The organism is Ruegeria sp. BHSA191 (genome assembly GCF_059613325.1).
This window is the reverse complement of the sequence record NZ_JBXWSH010000005.1, coordinates 87401-105985: the sequence shown is the minus strand read 5'-3', so window position 1 is coordinate 105985 and position 18585 is coordinate 87401. Positions and strand designations below refer to the sequence as shown.

At 62.6% G+C, this 18585-nt stretch carries 15 protein-coding genes; 7 read left to right on the top strand and 8 right to left on the bottom strand.

Annotated features, from left to right (window positions below; all coding sequences use genetic code 11):
- Positions 1-92 precede the first annotated feature (92 nt).
- On the top strand, positions 93-347 hold the full coding sequence (locus AC2FNS_RS07335; RefSeq protein ID WP_490360767.1) for a BolA family protein: 255 nt from the start codon (positions 93-95) through the stop codon (positions 345-347).
- A 97-nt stretch (positions 348-444) separates the two neighbouring features.
- Here the strand turns inward: AC2FNS_RS07335 and AC2FNS_RS07330 are convergent, their stop codons facing one another.
- Entirely contained in the window at positions 445-882 is a 438-nt protein-coding gene (locus tag AC2FNS_RS07330) for a DUF4177 domain-containing protein (protein ID WP_496711480.1), read from the bottom strand.
- 358 nt (positions 883-1240) lie between these two features.
- Here AC2FNS_RS07330 and AC2FNS_RS07325 point away from each other — a divergent pair, with 358 nt between their 5' ends.
- A complete protein-coding gene (locus tag AC2FNS_RS07325; protein WP_496711479.1) occupies positions 1241-2155 on the top strand; it encodes a calcium-binding protein in 915 nt (304 codons plus the stop codon).
- A gap of 234 nt (positions 2156-2389) precedes the next feature.
- On the opposite strand, the gene gatB is transcribed toward AC2FNS_RS07325, so the two are convergent.
- The 4 genes from gatB to pepN all read right to left on the bottom strand — a co-directional run bounded on the left by gatB (position 2390) and on the right by pepN (position 8381).
- Positions 2390-3901 carry an Asp-tRNA(Asn)/Glu-tRNA(Gln) amidotransferase subunit GatB gene (gatB, locus tag AC2FNS_RS07320; RefSeq protein ID WP_496727574.1) on the bottom strand — a complete coding sequence of 504 codons (1512 nt, stop codon included), beginning with the start codon at positions 3899-3901 and terminating at the stop codon, positions 2390-2392.
- 90 nt (positions 3902-3991) lie between these two features.
- A complete protein-coding gene (locus AC2FNS_RS07315) occupies positions 3992-5245 on the bottom strand; it encodes a hypothetical protein (protein ID WP_496803807.1) in 1254 nt (417 codons plus the stop codon).
- A 143-nt stretch (positions 5246-5388) separates the two neighbouring features.
- Positions 5389-5832 (bottom strand): hypothetical protein, encoded by a 444-nt coding sequence (locus tag AC2FNS_RS07310; RefSeq protein WP_496713674.1) that lies wholly within the window; start codon positions 5830-5832, stop codon positions 5389-5391.
- Positions 5829-8381, bottom strand: a complete 2553-nt coding sequence (gene pepN, locus AC2FNS_RS07305; protein ID WP_496803806.1) for an aminopeptidase N — start codon at positions 8379-8381, stop codon at positions 5829-5831. Before pepN ends, AC2FNS_RS07310 begins: the two co-directional genes overlap by 4 nt.
- A gap of 207 nt (positions 8382-8588) precedes the next feature.
- Between pepN and AC2FNS_RS07300 the strand changes: the two genes are divergently transcribed.
- From AC2FNS_RS07300 to AC2FNS_RS07285, 4 genes are all read left to right on the top strand, one after another.
- Positions 8589-10724 (top strand): malate synthase G, encoded by a 2136-nt coding sequence (locus AC2FNS_RS07300; RefSeq protein WP_496797398.1) that lies wholly within the window; start codon positions 8589-8591, stop codon positions 10722-10724.
- Positions 10725-10760: 36 nt separating this feature from the next.
- On the top strand, positions 10761-11186 hold the full coding sequence (locus tag AC2FNS_RS07295; protein WP_496678876.1) for a GlcG/HbpS family heme-binding protein: 426 nt from the start codon (positions 10761-10763) through the stop codon (positions 11184-11186).
- 189 nt (positions 11187-11375) lie between these two features.
- On the top strand, positions 11376-12155 hold the full coding sequence (locus tag AC2FNS_RS07290) for a gamma-glutamyl-gamma-aminobutyrate hydrolase family protein (protein ID WP_496713610.1): 780 nt from the start codon (positions 11376-11378) through the stop codon (positions 12153-12155).
- A gap of 179 nt (positions 12156-12334) precedes the next feature.
- A complete protein-coding gene (locus tag AC2FNS_RS07285) occupies positions 12335-13951 on the top strand; it encodes an autotransporter outer membrane beta-barrel domain-containing protein (protein ID WP_496713612.1) in 1617 nt (538 codons plus the stop codon).
- A gap of 60 nt (positions 13952-14011) precedes the next feature.
- Here AC2FNS_RS07285 and AC2FNS_RS07280 read toward each other — a convergent pair whose 3' ends face one another.
- On the bottom strand, positions 14012-16252 hold the full coding sequence (locus tag AC2FNS_RS07280) for a xanthine dehydrogenase family protein molybdopterin-binding subunit (RefSeq protein ID WP_496797396.1): 2241 nt from the start codon (positions 16250-16252) through the stop codon (positions 14012-14014).
- 3 nt (positions 16253-16255) lie between these two features.
- Complete coding sequence (locus tag AC2FNS_RS07275; RefSeq protein ID WP_496713616.1) at positions 16256-16720, bottom strand: (2Fe-2S)-binding protein; 465 nt, start codon at positions 16718-16720, stop codon at positions 16256-16258.
- A 99-nt stretch (positions 16721-16819) separates the two neighbouring features.
- On the opposite strand from AC2FNS_RS07275, the gene AC2FNS_RS07270 reads away from it, so the two are divergent.
- Positions 16820-17398 (top strand): TetR/AcrR family transcriptional regulator, encoded by a 579-nt coding sequence (locus AC2FNS_RS07270; RefSeq protein WP_496686055.1) that lies wholly within the window; start codon positions 16820-16822, stop codon positions 17396-17398.
- Here the strand turns inward: AC2FNS_RS07270 and kynU are convergent.
- Positions 17391-18584 carry a kynureninase gene (gene kynU, locus AC2FNS_RS07265; RefSeq protein ID WP_496713618.1) on the bottom strand — a complete coding sequence of 398 codons (1194 nt, stop codon included), beginning with the start codon at positions 18582-18584 and terminating at the stop codon, positions 17391-17393. The two genes, AC2FNS_RS07270 and kynU, sit on opposite strands and share 8 nt — an antisense overlap.
- Position 18585 lies beyond the last annotated feature (1 nt).

Here is an 18585-nt window from a genome sequence, read left to right as displayed (position 1 = left end):
AACGCGTCTTTTCGACTCGGAGGCAGCAGTTTAATCTAAGTGACCGAAAGTAGAAGAGGGGCGCGGCAAATTATTTGTCCACGAGCACGAAAATGACCATGACCGAGGAAATTCGCACCCGCCTGCAGGCGGCTTTCGACCCCTATGAGCTTGAGGTCGTGGACGACAGCGAAAGCCATCGCGGCCATGCCGGGTTTCGCGAAGGCGGCGAAAGCCATTTCAACGTCCGCATCCGCGCCGCGGCCTTTGCCGGTCAGTCCCGTGTGGCCCGCCATCGTGCCGTGCACAAAGCGCTAGGAGACGTCGTGCCGCGCATCCACGCGCTGGCGCTGGACATTGGCGACTGATTGCGCCACGGCCGGCGGAAGGTGATCAGAGCGCTGGCAAGCAACTGGCGCATGCCCGAAATCCGTGCATCCAGCCAGGCGGTGTGGCGGTAATGGTTCAGTTGCCCCGGGTATCTTTTTCGGCCTCGTCCGGCTTGGCCTCGGGGGTGTCTTTGTCCGGCTTCGACGTCAGCGGCGGGTCGTCATTATCCTGCGCGATCGGGGCCGGTGCGTCGGGGCCGGGAACCGGACGCGCCAAGGGAGTATCGTCCTGTTCGGGCGGGGTCAGAAAGGCCTCGGCTTCATCGGCCGGCAATTCGGTCTCGACCGCCCGCCGGAACACCAGAACATTGCGCCAGTTCGTGGTGCTGCCGGTCAGTCCGACCCGCTCTTCGCTGGGCAGCAGTTCGGCGCTCTGATATTCCCAACCTTCCGCGCCCATCTCATTCAATAGCTGCTCGATGGTGACGGCAAACCGGCCCTCGGGCGTTTTGACCCCTTTGGCCTTGGTGCCTTTCTTGGGGGCCGGGACGACCTTGTATTCGTAACGCTGCATACTCGACCTCAAAATTGTTGAAGGGGTTATAGCAGCGTGTTCCCCAAACGCCATAGCACCACTTGTATGACAACCGTACCAAATAGGCAGATTTTTCCATTCGGATACACGGTAAAGGTGCATCGATTGACATATTCAGCTGACACGCGTCTATTAATTGACGTTGGGTTAATTAGTTTGGGGGGGTGTTATGGCTCGAGCGATTGCGTATCGCGGCGTTGACATACCGAACACATCTGTATGGTTTGGTTTTGTGCAGGTCGCAAACTCGGGGAGGATCGTTATTTCGGATGGGTTTCGGAAAACGATCTACGAAGGCAGTTTCAGGTATGATGCGGCAGGGCGCGTGTCCGGAACCATGAACAAGATCACCGAGTTTGCGGGTGGTCAGAAACTATACACTGTGACTGGAATTGGCGCGAGTGCCGCAGCGCTGTACAATGCAATCCAGATACAAGCGAACTTTCAAAAAGCGGCAGCAATTGTTCTTGCAAAAAGCGATAGCCTAACCGGTTCGTTGTTTGCTGATAGTATTAAGTCATTTGCAGGAAATGACATCGTCAACGCTCGGGATGGAGACGACACGGTGTGGGCCGGAAGTGGTAACGATGTCGTCCGAGGTGGACTAGGAAACGACACCGTTTTTGGCAACCAAGGCAATGACAGACTAATTGGTCAGGCTGGAGTGGACAAACTCGTCGGACAGTCCGGGAACGATGTCCTTTCCGGCGGCAGTGGCGACGACGTACTGATCGGCGGCGGCGGCAGCGACCGAGTTTATGGCGGTGCCGGCAACGACATTCTGAACGGCGGGAACGCCGCAGATATTTTGAGAGGCGGCGGCGACAATGATACTCTCATTGGTGGATCTGGTAACGACAACCTAGCTGGGGGTTCGGGAGACGACATCCTGCAGGGCGGTGCCGGTCGTGACATCCTTGCCGGAGGTGCCGGTGCGGACCAGTTCGTATTCAAAGCTGTTTCCGAGTCGCGTGTTGGAGGAACGAAACGGGACGTCGTTACAGATTTCGTTCAAGGGGAAGATGTTATTGATGTTTCCGCTATCGATGCAACGTCGCAACCTTTGGATCAGGCTTTTACGTTTATTGGAGAAGCCGCGTTCTCTGGCACTGTGGGTGAATTGCGTTTCGTCAAAAACACGACAAGCGGAATTACAGTCGTGAGCGCGGATATCGATGGGGATGGCTCTGCCGATTTCCAAGTTCAATTGACTGGTATCTTCGATCTGAACCAGACGGATTTTATTCTGTAGGGAAGTTTCCGCAGCAGCCAGCGTCATTCTTGTTGCAGCGAGAATCATAGACCGCCAACAATGACCGCCCTGACCGACGGTTTTCGTCGCCTATCAGCGCCGAAGGCGATGCCACGATCAAGAACCGTGCGGCAACGGGTAGCTTTCGTTCAATCGAGCCGGGCCCGTGTTTGCAAGACTGTTGACTACAAACCGGACAAACCCAGTTGCCCGGCCTGTACAAACCGAAAGACCTTATTGGCCCAGCTTCTGCGCAACCAACTGGTTGACTGCCTTGGGGTTGGCCTTGCCGCCGGTGGCCTTCATCACCTGTCCGACGAACCAACCGGCCAGTTTCGGGTTCACCTTGGCCTTCTCGACCTGGGCCGGGTTGGCGGCGATGATCTCGTCCAGCGCAGCCTCGATGGCACCGGTGTCCGTCACCTGCTTCATGCCGCGCTCTTCGACGATCTGCGCCGGGTCGCCGCCTTCTGTATAAACGATCTCGAACAGCTCCTTGGCGATCTTGCCCGAGATGGCGTCCGAGGCGATCAGGTCGATGATTCCACCCAGCTGTGCGGGCGAAACCGGCGAGTCGGTGATGTCGCGGTCGTCTTTCTTCAGGCGGCCAAACAGCTCGTTGATGACCCAGTTCGCGGCCAGCTTGCCGTTGCGGCCCTTGGCGACCTCTTCGAAGTACACCGCCGCTTCAACCTCGGCGGTCAGCACTGATGCGTCATAGTCGGTCAGGCCAAAATCGTTGATGAAACGGGCCTTTTTCTCGTCCGGCAGCTCGGGCAGCTTGGCGGCGATGTCATCGACCCAGGCCTGCTCGATTTCCAGCGGCAGCAGGTCGGGATCGGGGAAGTAGCGATAGTCATGCGCCTCTTCCTTGGACCGCATCGAGCGCGTCTCGCCCTTGTCGGGATCATACAGGCGGGTTTCCTGCTCGACCTTGCCGCCGGCCTCGACGATGGCGATCTGGCGACGCGCCTCGACCTCGATGGCTTGCTGGATGAAGCGCATCGAGTTCATGTTCTTGATCTCGCAACGCGTGCCCAGGTACGAAAAGTCCTGCGTTTCCATGTATTTCTCATAGTCGCCGGGGCGGCAGATCGACACGTTCACGTCGGCCCGCAGGTTGCCGTTCTGCATGTTGCCGTCGCAGGTGCCCAGATAGCGCATGATCTGGCGAAGCTTGGCGACATAGGCGGCGGCCTCTTCCGGCCCGCGGATGTCGGGGCGGCTGACGATCTCCATCAGGCAGACGCCGGTGCGGTTGAGGTCGACGAAGGACATGTTCGGATCCATGTCGTGGATCGACTTGCCCGCGTCCTGCTCCATGTGGATACGCTCGATCCGCACCTTGCGCGCGGTGCCGTCGCCCATCTCGACCAGCACTTCGCCTTCGCCCACGATCGGGTGATACAGCTGGCTGATCTGGTAGCCCTGCGGCAGGTCGGGGTAGAAATAGTTCTTGCGGTCAAAGGCCGATTTCAGGTTGATCTGCGCCTTCAGGCCCAAGCCGGTGCGCACGGCCTGGGCCACGCAAAATTCGTTGATCACCGGCAGCATGCCCGGCATGGCCGCATCCACGAAGGACACGTTCGAGTTCGGCTCGGCCCCGAATTTGGTCGATGCCCCCGAGAACAGCTTGGCATTGGACGAGACCTGCGCGTGCACCTCCATCCCGATCACCAGTTCCCAGTCGTGCTTGGCACCGGCGATGGTCTTGGGTTTGGGCAGTTCATAGGTCAAGTCGAGCATGGCGCGCCTCATTTCCGCAGAAGTCTAGGCCTGCGTATTAGGCCCGGACCGTCCAAGGGGCAAGGGGCAAAGGCGCGGGGAGCGCGAATCTCAGGGGGTGTTCAACTGCAGGCCCGAGGGTGTGAAGGTCACGACAGTCCCGTCGCGCAGCTCGTCGCTGAACAGGTCGCTGATGGCGTGCAGGGCGGCGCGGTGTCCTCGCGCGGCGTACCGTTCGGGCGATTGCACTCGGACCGAGTTGTTGAACCCGTTCGCCGCGTGCGCCCAGATCAGCGGGTGCAACTCGGTCAGGTGGTCGCGGATCAACCATTGGGCGGCGTCGGCGATGCGGCTGCGCACCAGATCGGCCTGTTCGTTCAGACATTTGCCACTTTGCATGATCAGGGCGCAATAGGACGCCAGCAGGTTGACCGTCTGCTGGTCGGGCCTGCGAGCGACGATGTCGGACAGGCCCTGCAGGAAATAGTCGGTGTCCAGGCGGGCACAGGCGATCTCGTCCACCGCGATGGCGTCGAACTGGACCCAGGCGTATCCGCCTGCGCCCCAGATTGATTGCGTGTTGGCTGCGGCGCGCAGGGCCCGCAACTCCAGTTCCTCGTAGCTGCCGAACCAGCGGGGCAGCAGATGGCAGCCCATCGCGCGCATGTGCCGGGGGTTGTACGGATCCAGCGCGATCAACCGTTCATACCGGTCCGCGACGCGTCGGGTGCCGGCCGGTTGCCCGCCCAGCAGGGCACAGTCGGCCGCAGCCATGATCGGGCTGTCGGCTGTTGCTGGCCGCCATCGCGACAGGATGGCACCGGCGCGATCGAAATGTGCCGCGCAGCGGGCCCGGTTCAACGGCGGAAGCGTCGAAACCTGTGCGGTTCCCCGCCAGGCCCATGCAAGGTCGATATGGGCCAGGGCGACGATCAGCGCGATGATCGGGTCGCCGGGGTGGTCCTGCATCACGCCTTCCAGTTCCGAAATTCCGGCCAGCACATCATACTCGGCAAATGCCTTGCCGTCGGATAACGCATGTTCAACCGCCAGAACCACATCCGAACGTGCGCCGAAGGCCAACAGGTCTGCCACGGGAGCCCCGTCGGGTGCCGTGGCGCGGGTTTGGTCGGCCGTTCGGATTTCGGCGGACAGCTCGGCCCAGCGATCTTGGCGGGCCAGATGGCGGCCCCGATCGATCCGATCCTGTCCGGTTGGCACGTCAGTCTGCGCGACGGGAATGTTCAGCCGGCCGACATGGTGTAGGCAGTCCGCAGCGGGATCGACCTGCGCGACGCGCTGATGCGGCGTAGATTGGAGAAATCCTTTGAGGGGCGCAAGCCCCGCCCTGAAAGACCGGAACATGAGGAACACTCGGACTATTTGAAACTCGTAAAAAACCAAGTCCCAGTCTGCTGGGGAATTGTGCAAAATTCAAGATGTCGGGCGCAGGTGCGCAAAAACGGCGATGGATCAGGTTCAATGGGCCTGGAAACAGCGGTATCGTTTCAGAAAACCGTGAAATGATGCCGGTCGACCCGGAAACCGGCCTGTTGCAGCGCCTGTTCCAGCTGTTTGTGCGGCGGAAGGGCCTCGTCCGGCAGGCGCAACCGCTTGCCGTTGGTCAGCACCATCGAAACGCGCACCGAAAAGTCCCAGCGTGTGTCGAAGCGGAAGAAGTCGATCTCGGTCAGGTCGATCTCGCCCTGCCGTGCGCCCGAATGCCAGCGCAGTTTTGCAGGCTCCAGGTTCAGCCCGGCATCGGTGTCGCGCAGCACGTCCCACAGCGCGGGCAGGGTGCCCAGCGCCAGCAACCCAATCAGCCACCAAGCCGCGTCGAAAACCAGCACAAGTGCCAGCAGCCCCGCATAGACAGCGGCCAGAATGGCGATGCTGCGGGGCGACCGGTTGTGGCGGGCAAAGCGGAACCCGGAGCCTTCGGGCGCCGTCATGCCCCGAGGATGCGCGAGATCATCTCGGTCGTGTCGCGCGACAGGTTCGGGGTTTCGGCGATGCGAGTCAGGTGGGCGCGGATCAGGTCCTGACGGTCGGCGTCATAGCGTTTCCAGGTCTGGAAGGCGGTGCACATGCGCGCAGTGGTCTGCGGGTTGACCGGGTCCAGCCGGATCAGCCAGTCGGCCAGCAAGGCGTAGGACGCGCCGCTGGCATGGTGGAACCCGGCGTGGTTCATTGCCAGTCCACCCATCAGCGCACGGAACCGATTGGGGTTCTTCCAGTTGAAATCGGGATGCTCGGACAGGGCGCGGGCGATCCGCGGCGCATCGTCCGGTGCGGCCAGCGAGGCTTGAAGCCCGAACCATTTGTCCAGAACCAGCCGGTCGTGGTGCCACTGGTCGTAGAATGCCGCCAGTTCCGCCTGACCTTTGCCGGCCCGCAGCAGGCAAGACAGGGCGCTGAGCTGCAGGGTCATGTTGTCGGCCTTGGCATAGACCTCGGCCGCCATGGCGCCGCCGTCCAGCCGGGTGGTCAGCGCCAGCGCGGCGCTGCCCAATGCGCGCTTGCCCGCCTGTTCGGCATCGGGCGAATAGGGGCCGTCCACCAGCGCCTCGGAGTGCAGGCGGGGCAACAGGTCCTGCATATGTTGGGCGGTGGCTTGTCGTAGGGTCTCGACCCCGCGCCAGATCGCCATCGGGTCGGGCGTTTTGCCCTGTTCGTGCAGCGCGGCGGCCAGTTCGGATTGGGTCGGCAGACCCAGCATCAGTGCACGATAGGCCGGGTCCAGATCGGCGTCGCGCAGAACGGCCAGCAAGCCATCCAGATATTCGGCATCGGGGGCCGCGTCCTGTGTGATCATGCGCAGCAAGGTGTCCTGCGCCAGCGTCCGTCCGGCCTCCCACCGGTTGAACGGATCGGTGTCATGGGCCAGCAAAAACGCGCGTTCGGCGTTGGGTCGGTCATGCTCCAGGATCACCGGCGCCGAGAACCCCCGCAGGATCGAGGCGACGGGCCGCGTGGCCAGCCCATCGAAGGTGAAGCTCTGGCGCACTTCGGTCAGTTCCAGCACCTCGGTGCCGCGCACCTCGTTGCCATTGGGACCCAGCAGGCCCACGGCCACGGGGATCACCTGCGGCAGCTTCTCGGGTTGGCCGGGCGTGGGTGGGGTGCTCTGGGACAGGGTCAGGGTATAGGTGCCGTCGGCCCAATCCTCCTCGACCTTCACCCGGGGCGTGCCGGACTGGCTGTACCACCGCTTGAAATGGGTCAGGTCGCGGCCGGTCGTGTCCTCGAACACTTTCAGCCAGTCCTCGATCGTACAGGCCTGCCCGTCGTGGCGTTCAAAATACAGGTCCAGCGCCTTGGAATAGGCCTCGTCCCCCACCAGCGTTTTCAGCATGCCGATCACCTCGGCACCTTTCTCATAGACGGTCGCGGTGTAGAAGTTGTTGATCTCCTGAAAGCTTTCGGGGCGCACGGGGTGCGATAGCGGCCCGTTGTCCTCGGGGAACTGGCGCGCGCGCAGGTCGATCACGTCATGGATGCGCTTGACCGGGGCCGAGCGCATGTCAGAGGTGAACTGCGCGTCGCGGAACACGGTCAGCCCCTCTTTCAGGCACAGCTGGAACCAGTCGCGGCAGGTGATGCGGTTGCCGGTCCAGTTGTGGAAATACTCATGCGCGATGATCGCCTCGATCCGTTCGAAATTGGCATCGGTCGAGGTTTCAGGGCTGGCCAGCACCGCAGACGAGTTGAAGATGTTCAGCCCCTTGTTCTCCATCGCGCCCATGTTGAAGTCATCCACGGCGACGATGTTGAACACGTCCAGATCGTATTCGCGGCCATAGACGTCCTCGTCCCATTTCATTGACCGCTTCAGCGCGTCCATGCCAAAGGCGCATTTGCCCTCATCCCCGGGGCGGACCCAGAGGTTCAGATCCACATGCCGGCCCGAATTGGTGGTGAAGCTGTCGGAATGGGCAACCAGGTCTCCGGCGACCAGAGCGAACAGATAGGCGGGCTTGGGCCAGGGGTCGGTCCATTCGGCCCAGCCTTCGCCCTTGCCCGTCGGGTTGCCGTTGGACAGCAGCACCGGCAGGTCACCGTTGATGCTAACGGTGAAGGTGGACATCACGTCGGGCCGGTCGGGGTAGAAGGTGATCTTGCGGAATCCCTCGGCCTCGCACTGGGTGCAATACATGCCGTTGGACATGTACAGCCCTTCGAGCGCGGTGTTGTTGCCGGGGTCGATCTCGACTTCAGCCTCCCAGACGAAGGGGGCATCGGGGACGCTTGCGGTCAAGCCCTTTTCGGTGACGTCGGGGGTGATCGGGGTGCCGTCGATGCTGGCGCGGATCAGCTTCAGCTCTTCACCGTGCAAAAAGAACGTGCGGTCGGTGGCTTGCGGGTTCGGGCGGAACGCGATGCGTGATGTCACGCGCGTTGCATTCGGCGCCAGATCGAAGATCAGGTGAACGCTGTCGACGATGTAACCGAACGGCGAGTAGTCCTTGAGGTAAATCGTTGTGGGGGCGGCGTCACGCATCGGGGGCCTCTGGTGTATGGATGTTGGGCGCGAAGTTAGGGGGATCATGAATTGGCTGCAAGGCGATCGAAGCCATGGGTGGCCCGGGGATGTCGATTTTTGGTAAAAAAATTTTACCAAAAATTGAACGCAGAAGTTGCCTATCGGAAACGCTCGGCTTATTTGGTGAACTAGACCAATGTTACGACAGGGCGGGAGATTCGATTCATGAGCGGCAGACAAGACCGGCACGGGCTGAACGTAGACACGGTTCTGGCTGAATTCATTGAGCAGCAGGCGCTGCCGGGAACCGGGGTGGCCCCCGATGCGTTCTGGGCGGGCCTCGCGCGGATGGTGGCCGAGTTGGGGCCGCAGAACCGCGAATTGCTGGACAAGCGCGCCGAGATCCAAAGCCGGATCGACGCATGGCACCTGGCCCGCAAGGGGCAACCCATCGACATGGCCGAGTACCAAGCCTTTCTGCGCGAAATCGGCTATCTGCTGGATGAAGGCCCCGATTTCCAGATTGACACGGCGAATGTCGACCCCGAGATCGCCGCGACGCCCGGCCCGCAGCTGGTGGTGCCGATCACCAATGCGCGTTTTGCCCTGAACGCGGCCAACGCCCGCTGGGGCAGCCTGTATGATGCGCTCTATGGCACCGACGCGATGGGCGACCTGCCGCAAGGGGGCGGCTATGACGCGGCCCGCGGTGCGCGGGTCATCGCTTGGGCCAAGGCGTTTCTGGACGAGGCAGCACCGCTTGCCCAAGGCAGCTGGGCCGATGTATCCGGTCTGAAGGTCGAAGGCGGCGCATTGGTTCCGGCGCTGGCCGAGCCCGGGAAATTCGTGGGCTTCGGGGGTGCGGCCAAGGCCTCGGACTTCGTGCTGCTGAAGAACAACGGCCTGCACATCCAGATCATGATCGACCCGTCCAGCACCATTGGGGCCTCGGACCCGGCGGGCATTTCCGATGTGCGCCTGGAGTCGGCCCTGTCCACCATCATGGACTGCGAAGATTCGGTGGCTTGCGTCGATGCCGAGGACAAGGTCGTGGCCTATGGCAACTGGCTGGGCCTGATGAAAGGCGATCTGACCGAAGAGGTCACGAAGGGCGGCCGGACATTTACCCGCAAACTGTCCGAGGACATCGCCTTTACCCGGCCCGACGGATCGGCCGGTAGCCTGAAGGGCCGATCGCTGATGCTGGTGCGTAATGTGGGCCACCTGATGACCAACCCAGCCGTGCTGGACGCCGAGGGCAACGAGATCGGCGAGGGGCTAATGGACGCGCTGTGCACCACGCTGATCGCGATGCACGACCTGCAGCGTGATGGCGGCAACTCGGTCCACGGTTCGGTCTATGTGGTCAAGCCCAAGATGCACGGACCCGAAGAGGTGGCGTTCTCGGTCAAAATTTTCGACATGGTCGAGGACATTCTGGGCCTGCCGCGCAACACCGTGAAACTGGGCATCATGGATGAGGAACGCCGGACTTCGGTAAACCTCAAGGAGTGCATCCGCGCCGCGAAATCGCGGGTGGCCTTCATCAATACCGGATTCCTCGACCGGACGGGGGATGAAATCCATACCTCGATGGAGGCCGGGCCGATGCTGCCCAAGGGCGACATGAAGAATACGCCATGGATCCAGTCCTACGAGGATCGCAATGTCGATATCGGGCTGGCCTGCGGTCTGAAGGGGCGGGCGCAGATCGGCAAGGGCATGTGGGCCATGCCCGACCGGATGGGCGAGATGCTCGAGGCCAAGATCGGCCACCCCATGGCCGGTGCGACCTGCGCCTGGGTGCCGTCGCCCACCGCAGCGACCCTGCACGCGACTCATTACCACAAGGTGGACGTCTTGGCCCGTCAGGACGAGATCGCTGCCGGAGGCCCGCGCGGCACGCTGGACGATCTGCTGACCATCCCGCTGCTTGGCGGCCGCAACCTCAGCGACGACGAGATCACCCGCGAGATCGAGAACAACGCACAGGGCATCCTGGGATACGTCGTACGCTGGGTCGATCAGGGCGTCGGCTGCTCGAAGGTGCCCGATATCAACGACGTGGGTCTGATGGAGGATCGCGCCACCTGCCGGATCTCGAGCCAGGCGCTGGCCAACTGGCTGCATCACGACGTGATCAGCGCCGATCATGTGATGGCCGCGATGAAGAAGATGGCCGCAGTGGTTGACCGTCAGAACGCGGACGACCCGGCCTATCTGCCCATGGCACCGGGTTACGACGGCATCGCCTTCCAGGCCGCCTGCGACCTGGTGTTCAAGGGGCGGGTGCAGCCCTCGGGCTATACCGAGCCGGTCCTGCATGCGCGACGGCTGGAACTGAAGGCCCGTCAGGGCTAGAACCGGGGCAGACCACCGCAGACAGAGGACAAGATCATGTCGGTTTCACTCAGAAAGGCCCGCACCATCATTCGCAAAACCCTTGAGAAAGGGCGCGAGATGGACCTGAAACCCCTGTCGGTGGTGGTGCTGGACGCTGGCGGCCATGTCATCGCCTTCGAGCGCGAGGACGGCGCGGCCCCCGGCCGGTTCGCGATTGCCCATGGCAAGGCCTATGGATCGGTCATGCTGGGCATGGCAGGCACCGCCCAGATGCAGCGGGCCGAGGCGCAGGCCTATTTCATGGCCGCGGTGAATGGGGTCTATGGCGGTCAGGTCGTGCCGGTGCCGGGCGGCGTGCTGTTGCGCGACCGCAAGGGCGCGGTGATCGGGGCCGTCGGCGTCACCGGCGACACCTCGGACAACGACGTGGTTGCAGCCATGGCCGGGATCGATGCCGCTGGGCTGACCGGCGAGACCTGATCGGTTGGTGCTGCCGTCACGCACGCGGCAGATCGTTCGGGAAATCCGTCCAGCGCTCTGCGGAAATCGGAAACGATATGTGCGTATCTGAACACGTCCTTGCGCCATGGTGCAGGGCGTGTTTTCTTGCACGTTGCTGAACTGGCGGATAATTTCCGACCAGTGCATGTAAAGCAGCAAGGTAGCGGAATGTCCCGACCCGTCGTTGGCATCATCGGCAATTCGTATCTGATGAACGACCAGTATCCCACCCATGCCGGTGGAACGATGAATTCGGACGCGGTCGCGAATGTTTCGAACTGTCTGCCGCTGCTGATCCCGGCCGACCCGCGCTATGTCGACGTGGCCGAGCTGCTTGAGGTTTGCGACGGTTTCCTGCTGACCGGTGGCCGCCCTAACGTTCACCCCGAGGAATACGGCGAGCCGGCAACTGACGCGCATGGTGAATTCGACCGGGCGCGTGATGCAATCACCCTGCCGCTGGTGCGGGCTTGCGTGGAACGCGGCCAGCCCTTTCTGGGCATCTGCCGAGGGTTCCAAGAGGTCAACGTGGCCATGGGCGGCACTTTGTACCCGGAAATCCGCGATCTGCCCGGCCGGATGAACCACCGCATGCCGCCCGATGGCACGCTGGAAGAGAAATTCGCCCTGCGCCATGTGGTCAAGCTGACTGAGGGCGGGGTTTTTCACCGCCTGTTCGGCGCCAGTGAGGTGATGACCAATACGCTGCATGGGCAGGGCATCAAGACGGTGGGCAAGGGCGTGGTGATCGACGGCCACGCGCCGGATGGTACGCCCGAGGCGATCTATATCCAAGATGCGCCCGGGTTTACCCTGTCGGTGCAATGGCACCCGGAATGGGATGCCGCCAATGACCCGGTGTCGCGGCCCCTGTTTCAGGCCTTCGGCGACGCCGTTCGGGCCTGGACGCGTGGAAACAGGGCTGCACCCTATCAAATGACGGCCTGATTGCCTTACGGGCTCGTGCCAGGCGACGGTTGTCCGCCAGCTGTTGTTATTTGGGCATGGTGACAGGTGTATTTTGGCAAGCGACCCCATGGGCGTTGCGAATTCCTTGATGCAACAGCAGGCTGTTGCTGACGTCGGCCCTTTTTCGGCGCAGGCGGCGGTTTTGAGGGAATTCACCGATGTCAAACCTCGGACAATTTGCCTTCCCGGTAGGACGCTGGGTGGTGCCGATGTTCACGGCGGCAGTCTTTTCGTCGGAAGCATTTGCGCAACAATGCGGTTCTTTGGGCGATTTGGTTTATATTGGACGAACCCGGGACTCTGCCTCTTCGGTTTGGTTGTCTGCGACGGGGCAGGGAAATTTCCGACTGGAAGCCGCCCAAGGCAATTCGACGGTCGACACGTGGAGCAGTTCGCGGAAGGGTGTTCATCTTTCGCTTTCGCCCTTTGTCTCCAATGGTAGCGGTGGCGTTCACCGGCTTTTCAAGCAAGGTGGTGCGCCAAATGGCAATGACTGCCTGATTGATACGCAAAACCAGAAACGTGATTGGACCTTGCCGGGCGGGGGTGGGGGTAACGGTGGCGGCAACAGCGGCTCGGGTGGCGGCTTTGGCGGTGGCGGCAACGGCGGTTCGGGCGGCGGTTTTGGCGGTGGCGGCAACGGCGGTTCGGGCGGCGGTTTTGGCGGAGGCGGCAACGGCGGCTCGGGCGGCGGTTTTGGCGGTGGCGGCAACGGCGGTTCGGGCGGCGGTTTTGGCGGTGGCGGCAACGGCGGCTCCGGCGGTTTTGGCGGTGGCGGCAACGGCGGCTTTGGCGGAGGCGGCAATGGCGGCTCCGGCGGTGGTGGTGTCGCCACGACAGCGGTGCCGCGCACGAGCAGTGGCAATGGCCGACGTGACTACTACCCAAGGTCTGCATGCGTTCAGGAGGCGTCGGGTAAGCTGGACCCGGCGCTGTGCGACCCGGTCGTGGGTCCACCACTGACGCCGGGACGGGAATGGGCGCCGCCCACCCCCTGGAACGTGTGGTCTGATTTCACCTATACCGAAACCCAAGACACTCGGGGCTTTCGGGACACGGATATATCAGACAGTTATTTCGCAGCGGGTATCGATCGGCTTGTTCGCGAGGACTTGGTGCTTGGCTTTCAGGTCGAATACGAAAACACGAACACGAAAGGCTTCAGCGGTCAGCTTGCGAAGGATGTGAGTGGGGTGTCTGTGGGCCCCTATTTTTCATGGCGCGCCAGCGAAACCTGGGTTTTGACCGGCGTTGCAACATATGGCCGGTTTACAACGGACGTTTCAGTGCTGCAGCTGGATGGCAGCTTTGATCGTTCGCGTTGGCGGGCAAACCTCGAGGCGATCGGCCAGTATGAAGCTGGGGCTTTTGTTTTGCGCCCCTCCCTTGCCTTTGACTACTATGATTATGGCGCCGCGGAATTTGAACTGAGCGGTAGCTTAGCGGGAAGTCCCACGAACATCATGAGCGAAGTCGGCGGCGCGCGGTATGGTGCCCTGACACCCGAGTTGGAGATTAGTCGGCCCTTCGTGACCTCGAGATCCATCATGTCGCCTTACGTTTCAGTCAGCGCATCTTACTGGATAGACCGGGTAAATTATGGTTTTGGAACGGCGGGGACTGAATCGGACGATCTGACCTGGGCCACACGTCTAGGTGTGCGGGCGCAAGCCAGAGATGCCGTGTTTCTCGAAGCCTCGGTTGGATACCTGAGCCTGTTCGAGGCCGATCTCGATTCAACCGAAGCGTCCATCTATCTTTCTGTGAACTTTTAGCCCCTGTGCGGTCACGCTTGAAAAAGACCGGCCAGGGCGTCCGGGTCGGTCTTTTTCGTTTCATACCAGAAGGTTGAACTGTTTATTGAGCGGCAGGGATCGGGCGCGCTGGCCGGTCAGGTCAAACAGCGCGTTGCCCAGCGCCGGCATCGAGGGCGGCGTGCCGGGTTCGCCCGCTCCACCCATGAAGCGATTGGTTTCCAGAACCTGAACCTCGACCTGCGGCGCGGTGTGCATGCGCAGCGCGTCATAGTCGGGGAAGTTCATCTGCTCGACCTCGCCATCGGCAAAAGTGATTTCGCCATAGCAGGCCGCCGACAGGCCGTACATCATGCCGCCGAACATCTGCGCCTTGACGTTTTCGGGGTCCAGTGCCAGCCCCATGTCGCAGGCGATCCAGGCCTTGCTGATACGGATGGTGCCGTCTTCGTCCACCACCTCGATCACCTGCGCGACCGGGGTACCGAAGCTGTAGGTGAAGGCCACGCCGCGTCCCACGCCAACTGGGGTCTTGCCCGTCCAGCCGGACATGTTGCGCACCGCCTCGAGGCACCCGGCCGAGGGCGCGTGTTCGTCGCGCATCAGCTCCAGCCGGAACGCCAGCGGATCGCGTCCGGCGGCATGGGCCATCTCGTCGATGAAGGTCTCGTGGAAGAAGCCGTTGTGGCTGTTGCCGACCGAGCGCCAGAAGCCGACCGGGATCTTCAGATCGGCGATGTGGCCGCTCATGCGATAGTTGGGCACCGCGTAGGGCTGATTGAAGAACCCTTCGACCAGCACCTTGTCCGGGCCAGCGCCGGGCATTCCGGTATAGCGCTCGACGGCTTGCTGCGTGCAGGACTGCGCGGCGACCGCACCGTCGATGAGCACTGCCTTGCCATCCTGAACCGCGCCGCGCATCCGCGCCATCGCACCGGGGCGGTAGTAGTCGTGACGCATATCCTCTTCGCGACTCCAAGTCGTCTGGACCGGAGTGCCGGGCACCGCCATGGCAACCTTGGTTGCGATTTCGCCGAAATCCAATTCTCCACGGCGACCGAACCCGCCACCCAGATAGGTGGTGTGGATTTGGACTGCTTCGGTATCCAGACCCGCGGTGTTGGCAACGCGGAACTGGATCAGCGTGGGGGCTTGGTTCCCGCACCACAATTCCAAGGCGTCGCCGGTAAACAGCGCGGTGGCGTTCATCGGTTCCATCGTGGCGTGGGCCAGGTAGGGGACAGTGTATTCAGCTTCGATCACTGTTGCGCCTTCGGGAACGGTGCTGACATCGCCGTCATCGCGCATGGTCGAGTTGGGATCGGCGTCGAAGGCCTTGGCGATCTCGGAAAAGATGGATTCGGTTTCAGGGGGATAGGGGGCCTCGCCCCAATCGACGTCGATGGCCTCGACCGCCTGGTTTGCCAGCCAGGTGTTGGTGGCAATCACCGCAACGCCATTGCCCAGATCGACGATCTTTTCGACGCCCGGCATCGCGCGGGCGGCGCTGTCGTCGAAGCCGTTCATCTGACCGCCGAGCCTGGGGTTCATCCGCACGCTGGCGAATTTCATGCCCGGAAGGCGCACGTCAACGCCGAACTGGGCCGTGCCGGTGGCCTTTTCCACCATGTCCAGACGCGGCAGGGTCCGGCCCAGATAGCGCCATTCAGACGGGTCGCGCAGGGGCGCCTCAATCGGATCCATCTGCGCCACGTCGGCAGCCAGCTCGGTATAGGCGATTTTGCTGCCATCAGGCGCGATGACGTGGCCCGAGGCGGTTTTCAACTGGTCGCGGTCAATGCCCAGCCGGTCGGCGGCCGCCTGTTTCAACGTTTCGCGGGCCGAGGCGCCGGCCGCGCGCATCCGCTCGAACCCGTCCTTCATCGAGGTCGAGCCGCCGGTGACCTGCAGGCTGAGCGCCTTGCCGATCACGCCCAGGGCCTCTCCCAGGTTGTGCTGGAAGTTCGAGACGTCATAGCTCTTGTTGGGCAGGCTCTCGCCGATCAAGGCCGAGTTGTAATAGGCCGCCGCCGCAGGCCCGTGCAGAACGGTGACCTGATCCAGATCCACGTCCAGTTCTTCGGCGATCAGGGCGGCCCAGGTGGTTTTCACGCCCTGGCCCATCTCGGCGCGGGGCGCAAACAGGGTCACGCCGTTCTGATCGATCAGGATGAAGGGGTTCAGGGCCGCTTCGCCTTCGCCCGGTTTCAGCGGGTTTTTGGCAGGGCGATTGACGTAATAAACGCCGAAGGCCACGCCGCCGACGATGGCGGCAGACCCGATCAGGAAGGTTCGGCGCAGGATTTTTCCGATGCTGGCCATGGATCAGGCCTCCTTCAGCTTGGCGGCGGCGTCGTGGATCGCGGCGCGGATGCGGGGGTAGGTGCCACAGCGGCACAGGTTGCCCTGCATCGCCTCGTCGATCTCGGCATCCGTAGGGGCGGGGTTTTCGGCCAGCAGCGCGGCGGCCTGCATGATCTGCCCCGACTGGCAATAGCCGCATTGCGCGACCTGATGGTCGACCCAGGCCTGCTGGATCGCCGACATCGCCTCGGGCGTTCCGATGCCCTCAATCGTCGTCACTTCGCCCCAGACGTCGGACAGGGGCACTTGGCAGGACCGGACCGCTTCGCCGTCGATGTGAACCGTGCAGGCCCCGCAGGCGGCGACCCCGCAGCCGAACTTGGTGCCGGTCAGGCCGATCTCGTCCCGGAGAACCCACAATAGGGGCACGTCGTCAGGAAGGTCGACCTGATGGGTCTTGCCGTTGATCGTCAGCGTGGTCGCCATGGCGCACCTCTTTTGGCTGTGGCTGGTTTCTGACATAATTTATGAAAAATGTCAGCGCGTCAATTGACAATTTCGCGCGAAACTGTCAGAGGTCAATTCATGGCGGAAAAATTGGATGATACACGGGCAAAGGCGATTCTGACTTCGGCGTTTCAGGCCTTTTCCGCCTATGGGTTCCGCAAGACCTCGATGGATGACATAGCGCGTGGCGCGGGTATGTCCCGTCCGGCGGTCTATCTGCATTACAAGAACAAAGAGGCCATCGTTCGCAGCCTGACGCAGGCGCATTACGCCGAAAAGATCGCGGCGGTGACGCAGGCGCTGCAGGGCGATGGAGCGGTGTCCGACATTCTGGCGCGGGCGATTGACGCGCAAATCGCCGGGATGGCGGCCATCCTGGCGTCGCCGCATGGGCTTGAAATGCTGGATACCAGCAAGTCCACCGCTGCCGACATCGTGGCCGAGGGTGAGGCGGCGCTGGCGGACCTTTACGCCGAATGGCTGAAGCGCGAACTGGCGGCGGGTCGAGTGCGACTGCCAGACGGTCCGGCCGAGACCGCGCGGACCATCACCGCCGCGCTGAAGGGGATCAAGATGACCGCCTCGAACGCCGAGGAGTTCGAGCAGCGCATCGCCCAGCTGACCGCGCTGATTGGCGCGGGGCTTGAGGTCAGGTAACCCGCTGCCGGATCTTGTATTCCGGTTTGTCCCACAAACGGTTTTGCATGATGTCCGCCAGGACCTCTACGGCGCGCGTCACGTCGCCTTCGTCGATATACAGCGGCGTGAAGCCGAACCGCATGATGTCGGGCGCGCGGAAATCCCCGATCACGCCGCGGGCGATCAGGGCCTGCATCGCCGCGTACCCGTCGGCAAAACGGAACGAGACCTGGCTGCCGCGCATTGCGGGGTCGCGGGGGCTGGCCAGTTCCAGATCGGGGCAGGTGGCCTCGACCTGCTGGATAAACTGTTCGGTCAGAGCGATGGACTTCGCGCGCACATCATCCATGTCGGCCATGTCCCAGATATCCATCGCGGCGGCCAGCGCGGTCATCTGGATCACCGGCGGCGTGCCGACGCGCATGCGCTCGATGCCTGCGCCGGGGCGATAGTCCAGGTCGAAGGCAAAGGGGGCCTCGTGTCCCAGCCAGCCGGACAGGGCCGGGCGCGCGGTGTCGGCCCATTTCGGCGCGACATAGATGAAGGCGGGGGCGCCCGGACCACCGTTGAGGTATTTGTAGGTGCACCCCACCGCGAAATCGGCGTTGCACCCGGCCAAGTCCACCGGGATGGCCCCGGCAGAGTGGGCAAGATCCCACACCGTGATGACGCCGCGTGCATGGGCCAGCTCGGTCAGCGCCTTCATGTCATGCATGCGGCCGGTGCGATAGTCGACCTCGGTCAGCATCAGCACGGCGACTTCATCGGTAATGTGCTCGGCCACGGCCTCGGGGTCCACGACCCGCAGCTCGTACTCCTCGCCCAGCGAGCCCAGCAGCCCGTCAGCCATGTAGAGATCGGAGGGAAAGTTGCCATTGTCGGACAGGACCACCTTGCGCCCCGGGTTCAGCTCCAATGCCGAGGCAACCGCCTGATAGACCTTGATCGACAGCGTGTCGCCCACCACGACCGTGCCGGGCGCGGCGCCGATCAAGCGGCCGATCCGATCGCCCAGGTCGGTCGGCATACCCATCCATCCGGCCTTGTTCCACCCGGTGATCAGCATCTGGCCCCATTCCTCGGTCAGCATTTTCTGCACCTTTGCGGCCGCCGCCTTGGGCAGAGGGCCCAGCGAGTTGCCGTCCAGATACAGAACTCCTTCCGGCAGGTTGAACATGGCTTTGGTGGCGGCGAAATCGGTCATG

Excerpts from the sequence above, each read along its gene's own strand:
- AC2FNS_RS07310 (WP_496713674.1), bottom strand. The coding sequence starts at position 5,832 with ATGACGGCGCCCGAAGGCTCCGGGTTCCGCTTTGCCCGCCACAACCGG.
- AC2FNS_RS07300 (WP_496797398.1), top strand. The coding sequence starts at position 8,589 with ATGAGCGGCAGACAAGACCGGCACGGGCTGAACGTAGACACGGTTCTG.
- AC2FNS_RS07335 (WP_490360767.1), top strand. The coding sequence starts at position 93 with ATGACCATGACCGAGGAAATTCGCACCCGCCTGCAGGCGGCTTTCGAC.
- AC2FNS_RS07330 (WP_496711480.1), bottom strand. The coding sequence starts at position 882 with ATGCAGCGTTACGAATACAAGGTCGTCCCGGCCCCCAAGAAAGGCACC.
- AC2FNS_RS07290 (WP_496713610.1), top strand. The coding sequence starts at position 11,376 with ATGTCCCGACCCGTCGTTGGCATCATCGGCAATTCGTATCTGATGAAC.
- AC2FNS_RS07280 (WP_496797396.1), bottom strand. The coding sequence starts at position 16,252 with ATGGCCAGCATCGGAAAAATCCTGCGCCGAACCTTCCTGATCGGGTCT.
- AC2FNS_RS07285 (WP_496713612.1), top strand. The coding sequence starts at position 12,335 with ATGTCAAACCTCGGACAATTTGCCTTCCCGGTAGGACGCTGGGTGGTG.
- AC2FNS_RS07315 (WP_496803807.1), bottom strand. The coding sequence starts at position 5,245 with ATGTTCCGGTCTTTCAGGGCGGGGCTTGCGCCCCTCAAAGGATTTCTC.
- AC2FNS_RS07295 (WP_496678876.1), top strand. The coding sequence starts at position 10,761 with ATGTCGGTTTCACTCAGAAAGGCCCGCACCATCATTCGCAAAACCCTT.
- gatB (WP_496727574.1), bottom strand. The coding sequence starts at position 3,901 with ATGCTCGACTTGACCTATGAACTGCCCAAACCCAAGACCATCGCCGGT.
- pepN (WP_496803806.1), bottom strand. The coding sequence starts at position 8,381 with ATGCGTGACGCCGCCCCCACAACGATTTACCTCAAGGACTACTCGCCG.
- AC2FNS_RS07275 (WP_496713616.1), bottom strand. The coding sequence starts at position 16,720 with ATGGCGACCACGCTGACGATCAACGGCAAGACCCATCAGGTCGACCTT.
- kynU (WP_496713618.1), bottom strand. The coding sequence starts at position 18,584 with ATGACCGATTTCGCCGCCACCAAAGCCATGTTCAACCTGCCGGAAGGA.
- AC2FNS_RS07325 (WP_496711479.1), top strand. The coding sequence starts at position 1,241 with ATGAACAAGATCACCGAGTTTGCGGGTGGTCAGAAACTATACACTGTG.
- AC2FNS_RS07270 (WP_496686055.1), top strand. The coding sequence starts at position 16,820 with ATGGCGGAAAAATTGGATGATACACGGGCAAAGGCGATTCTGACTTCG.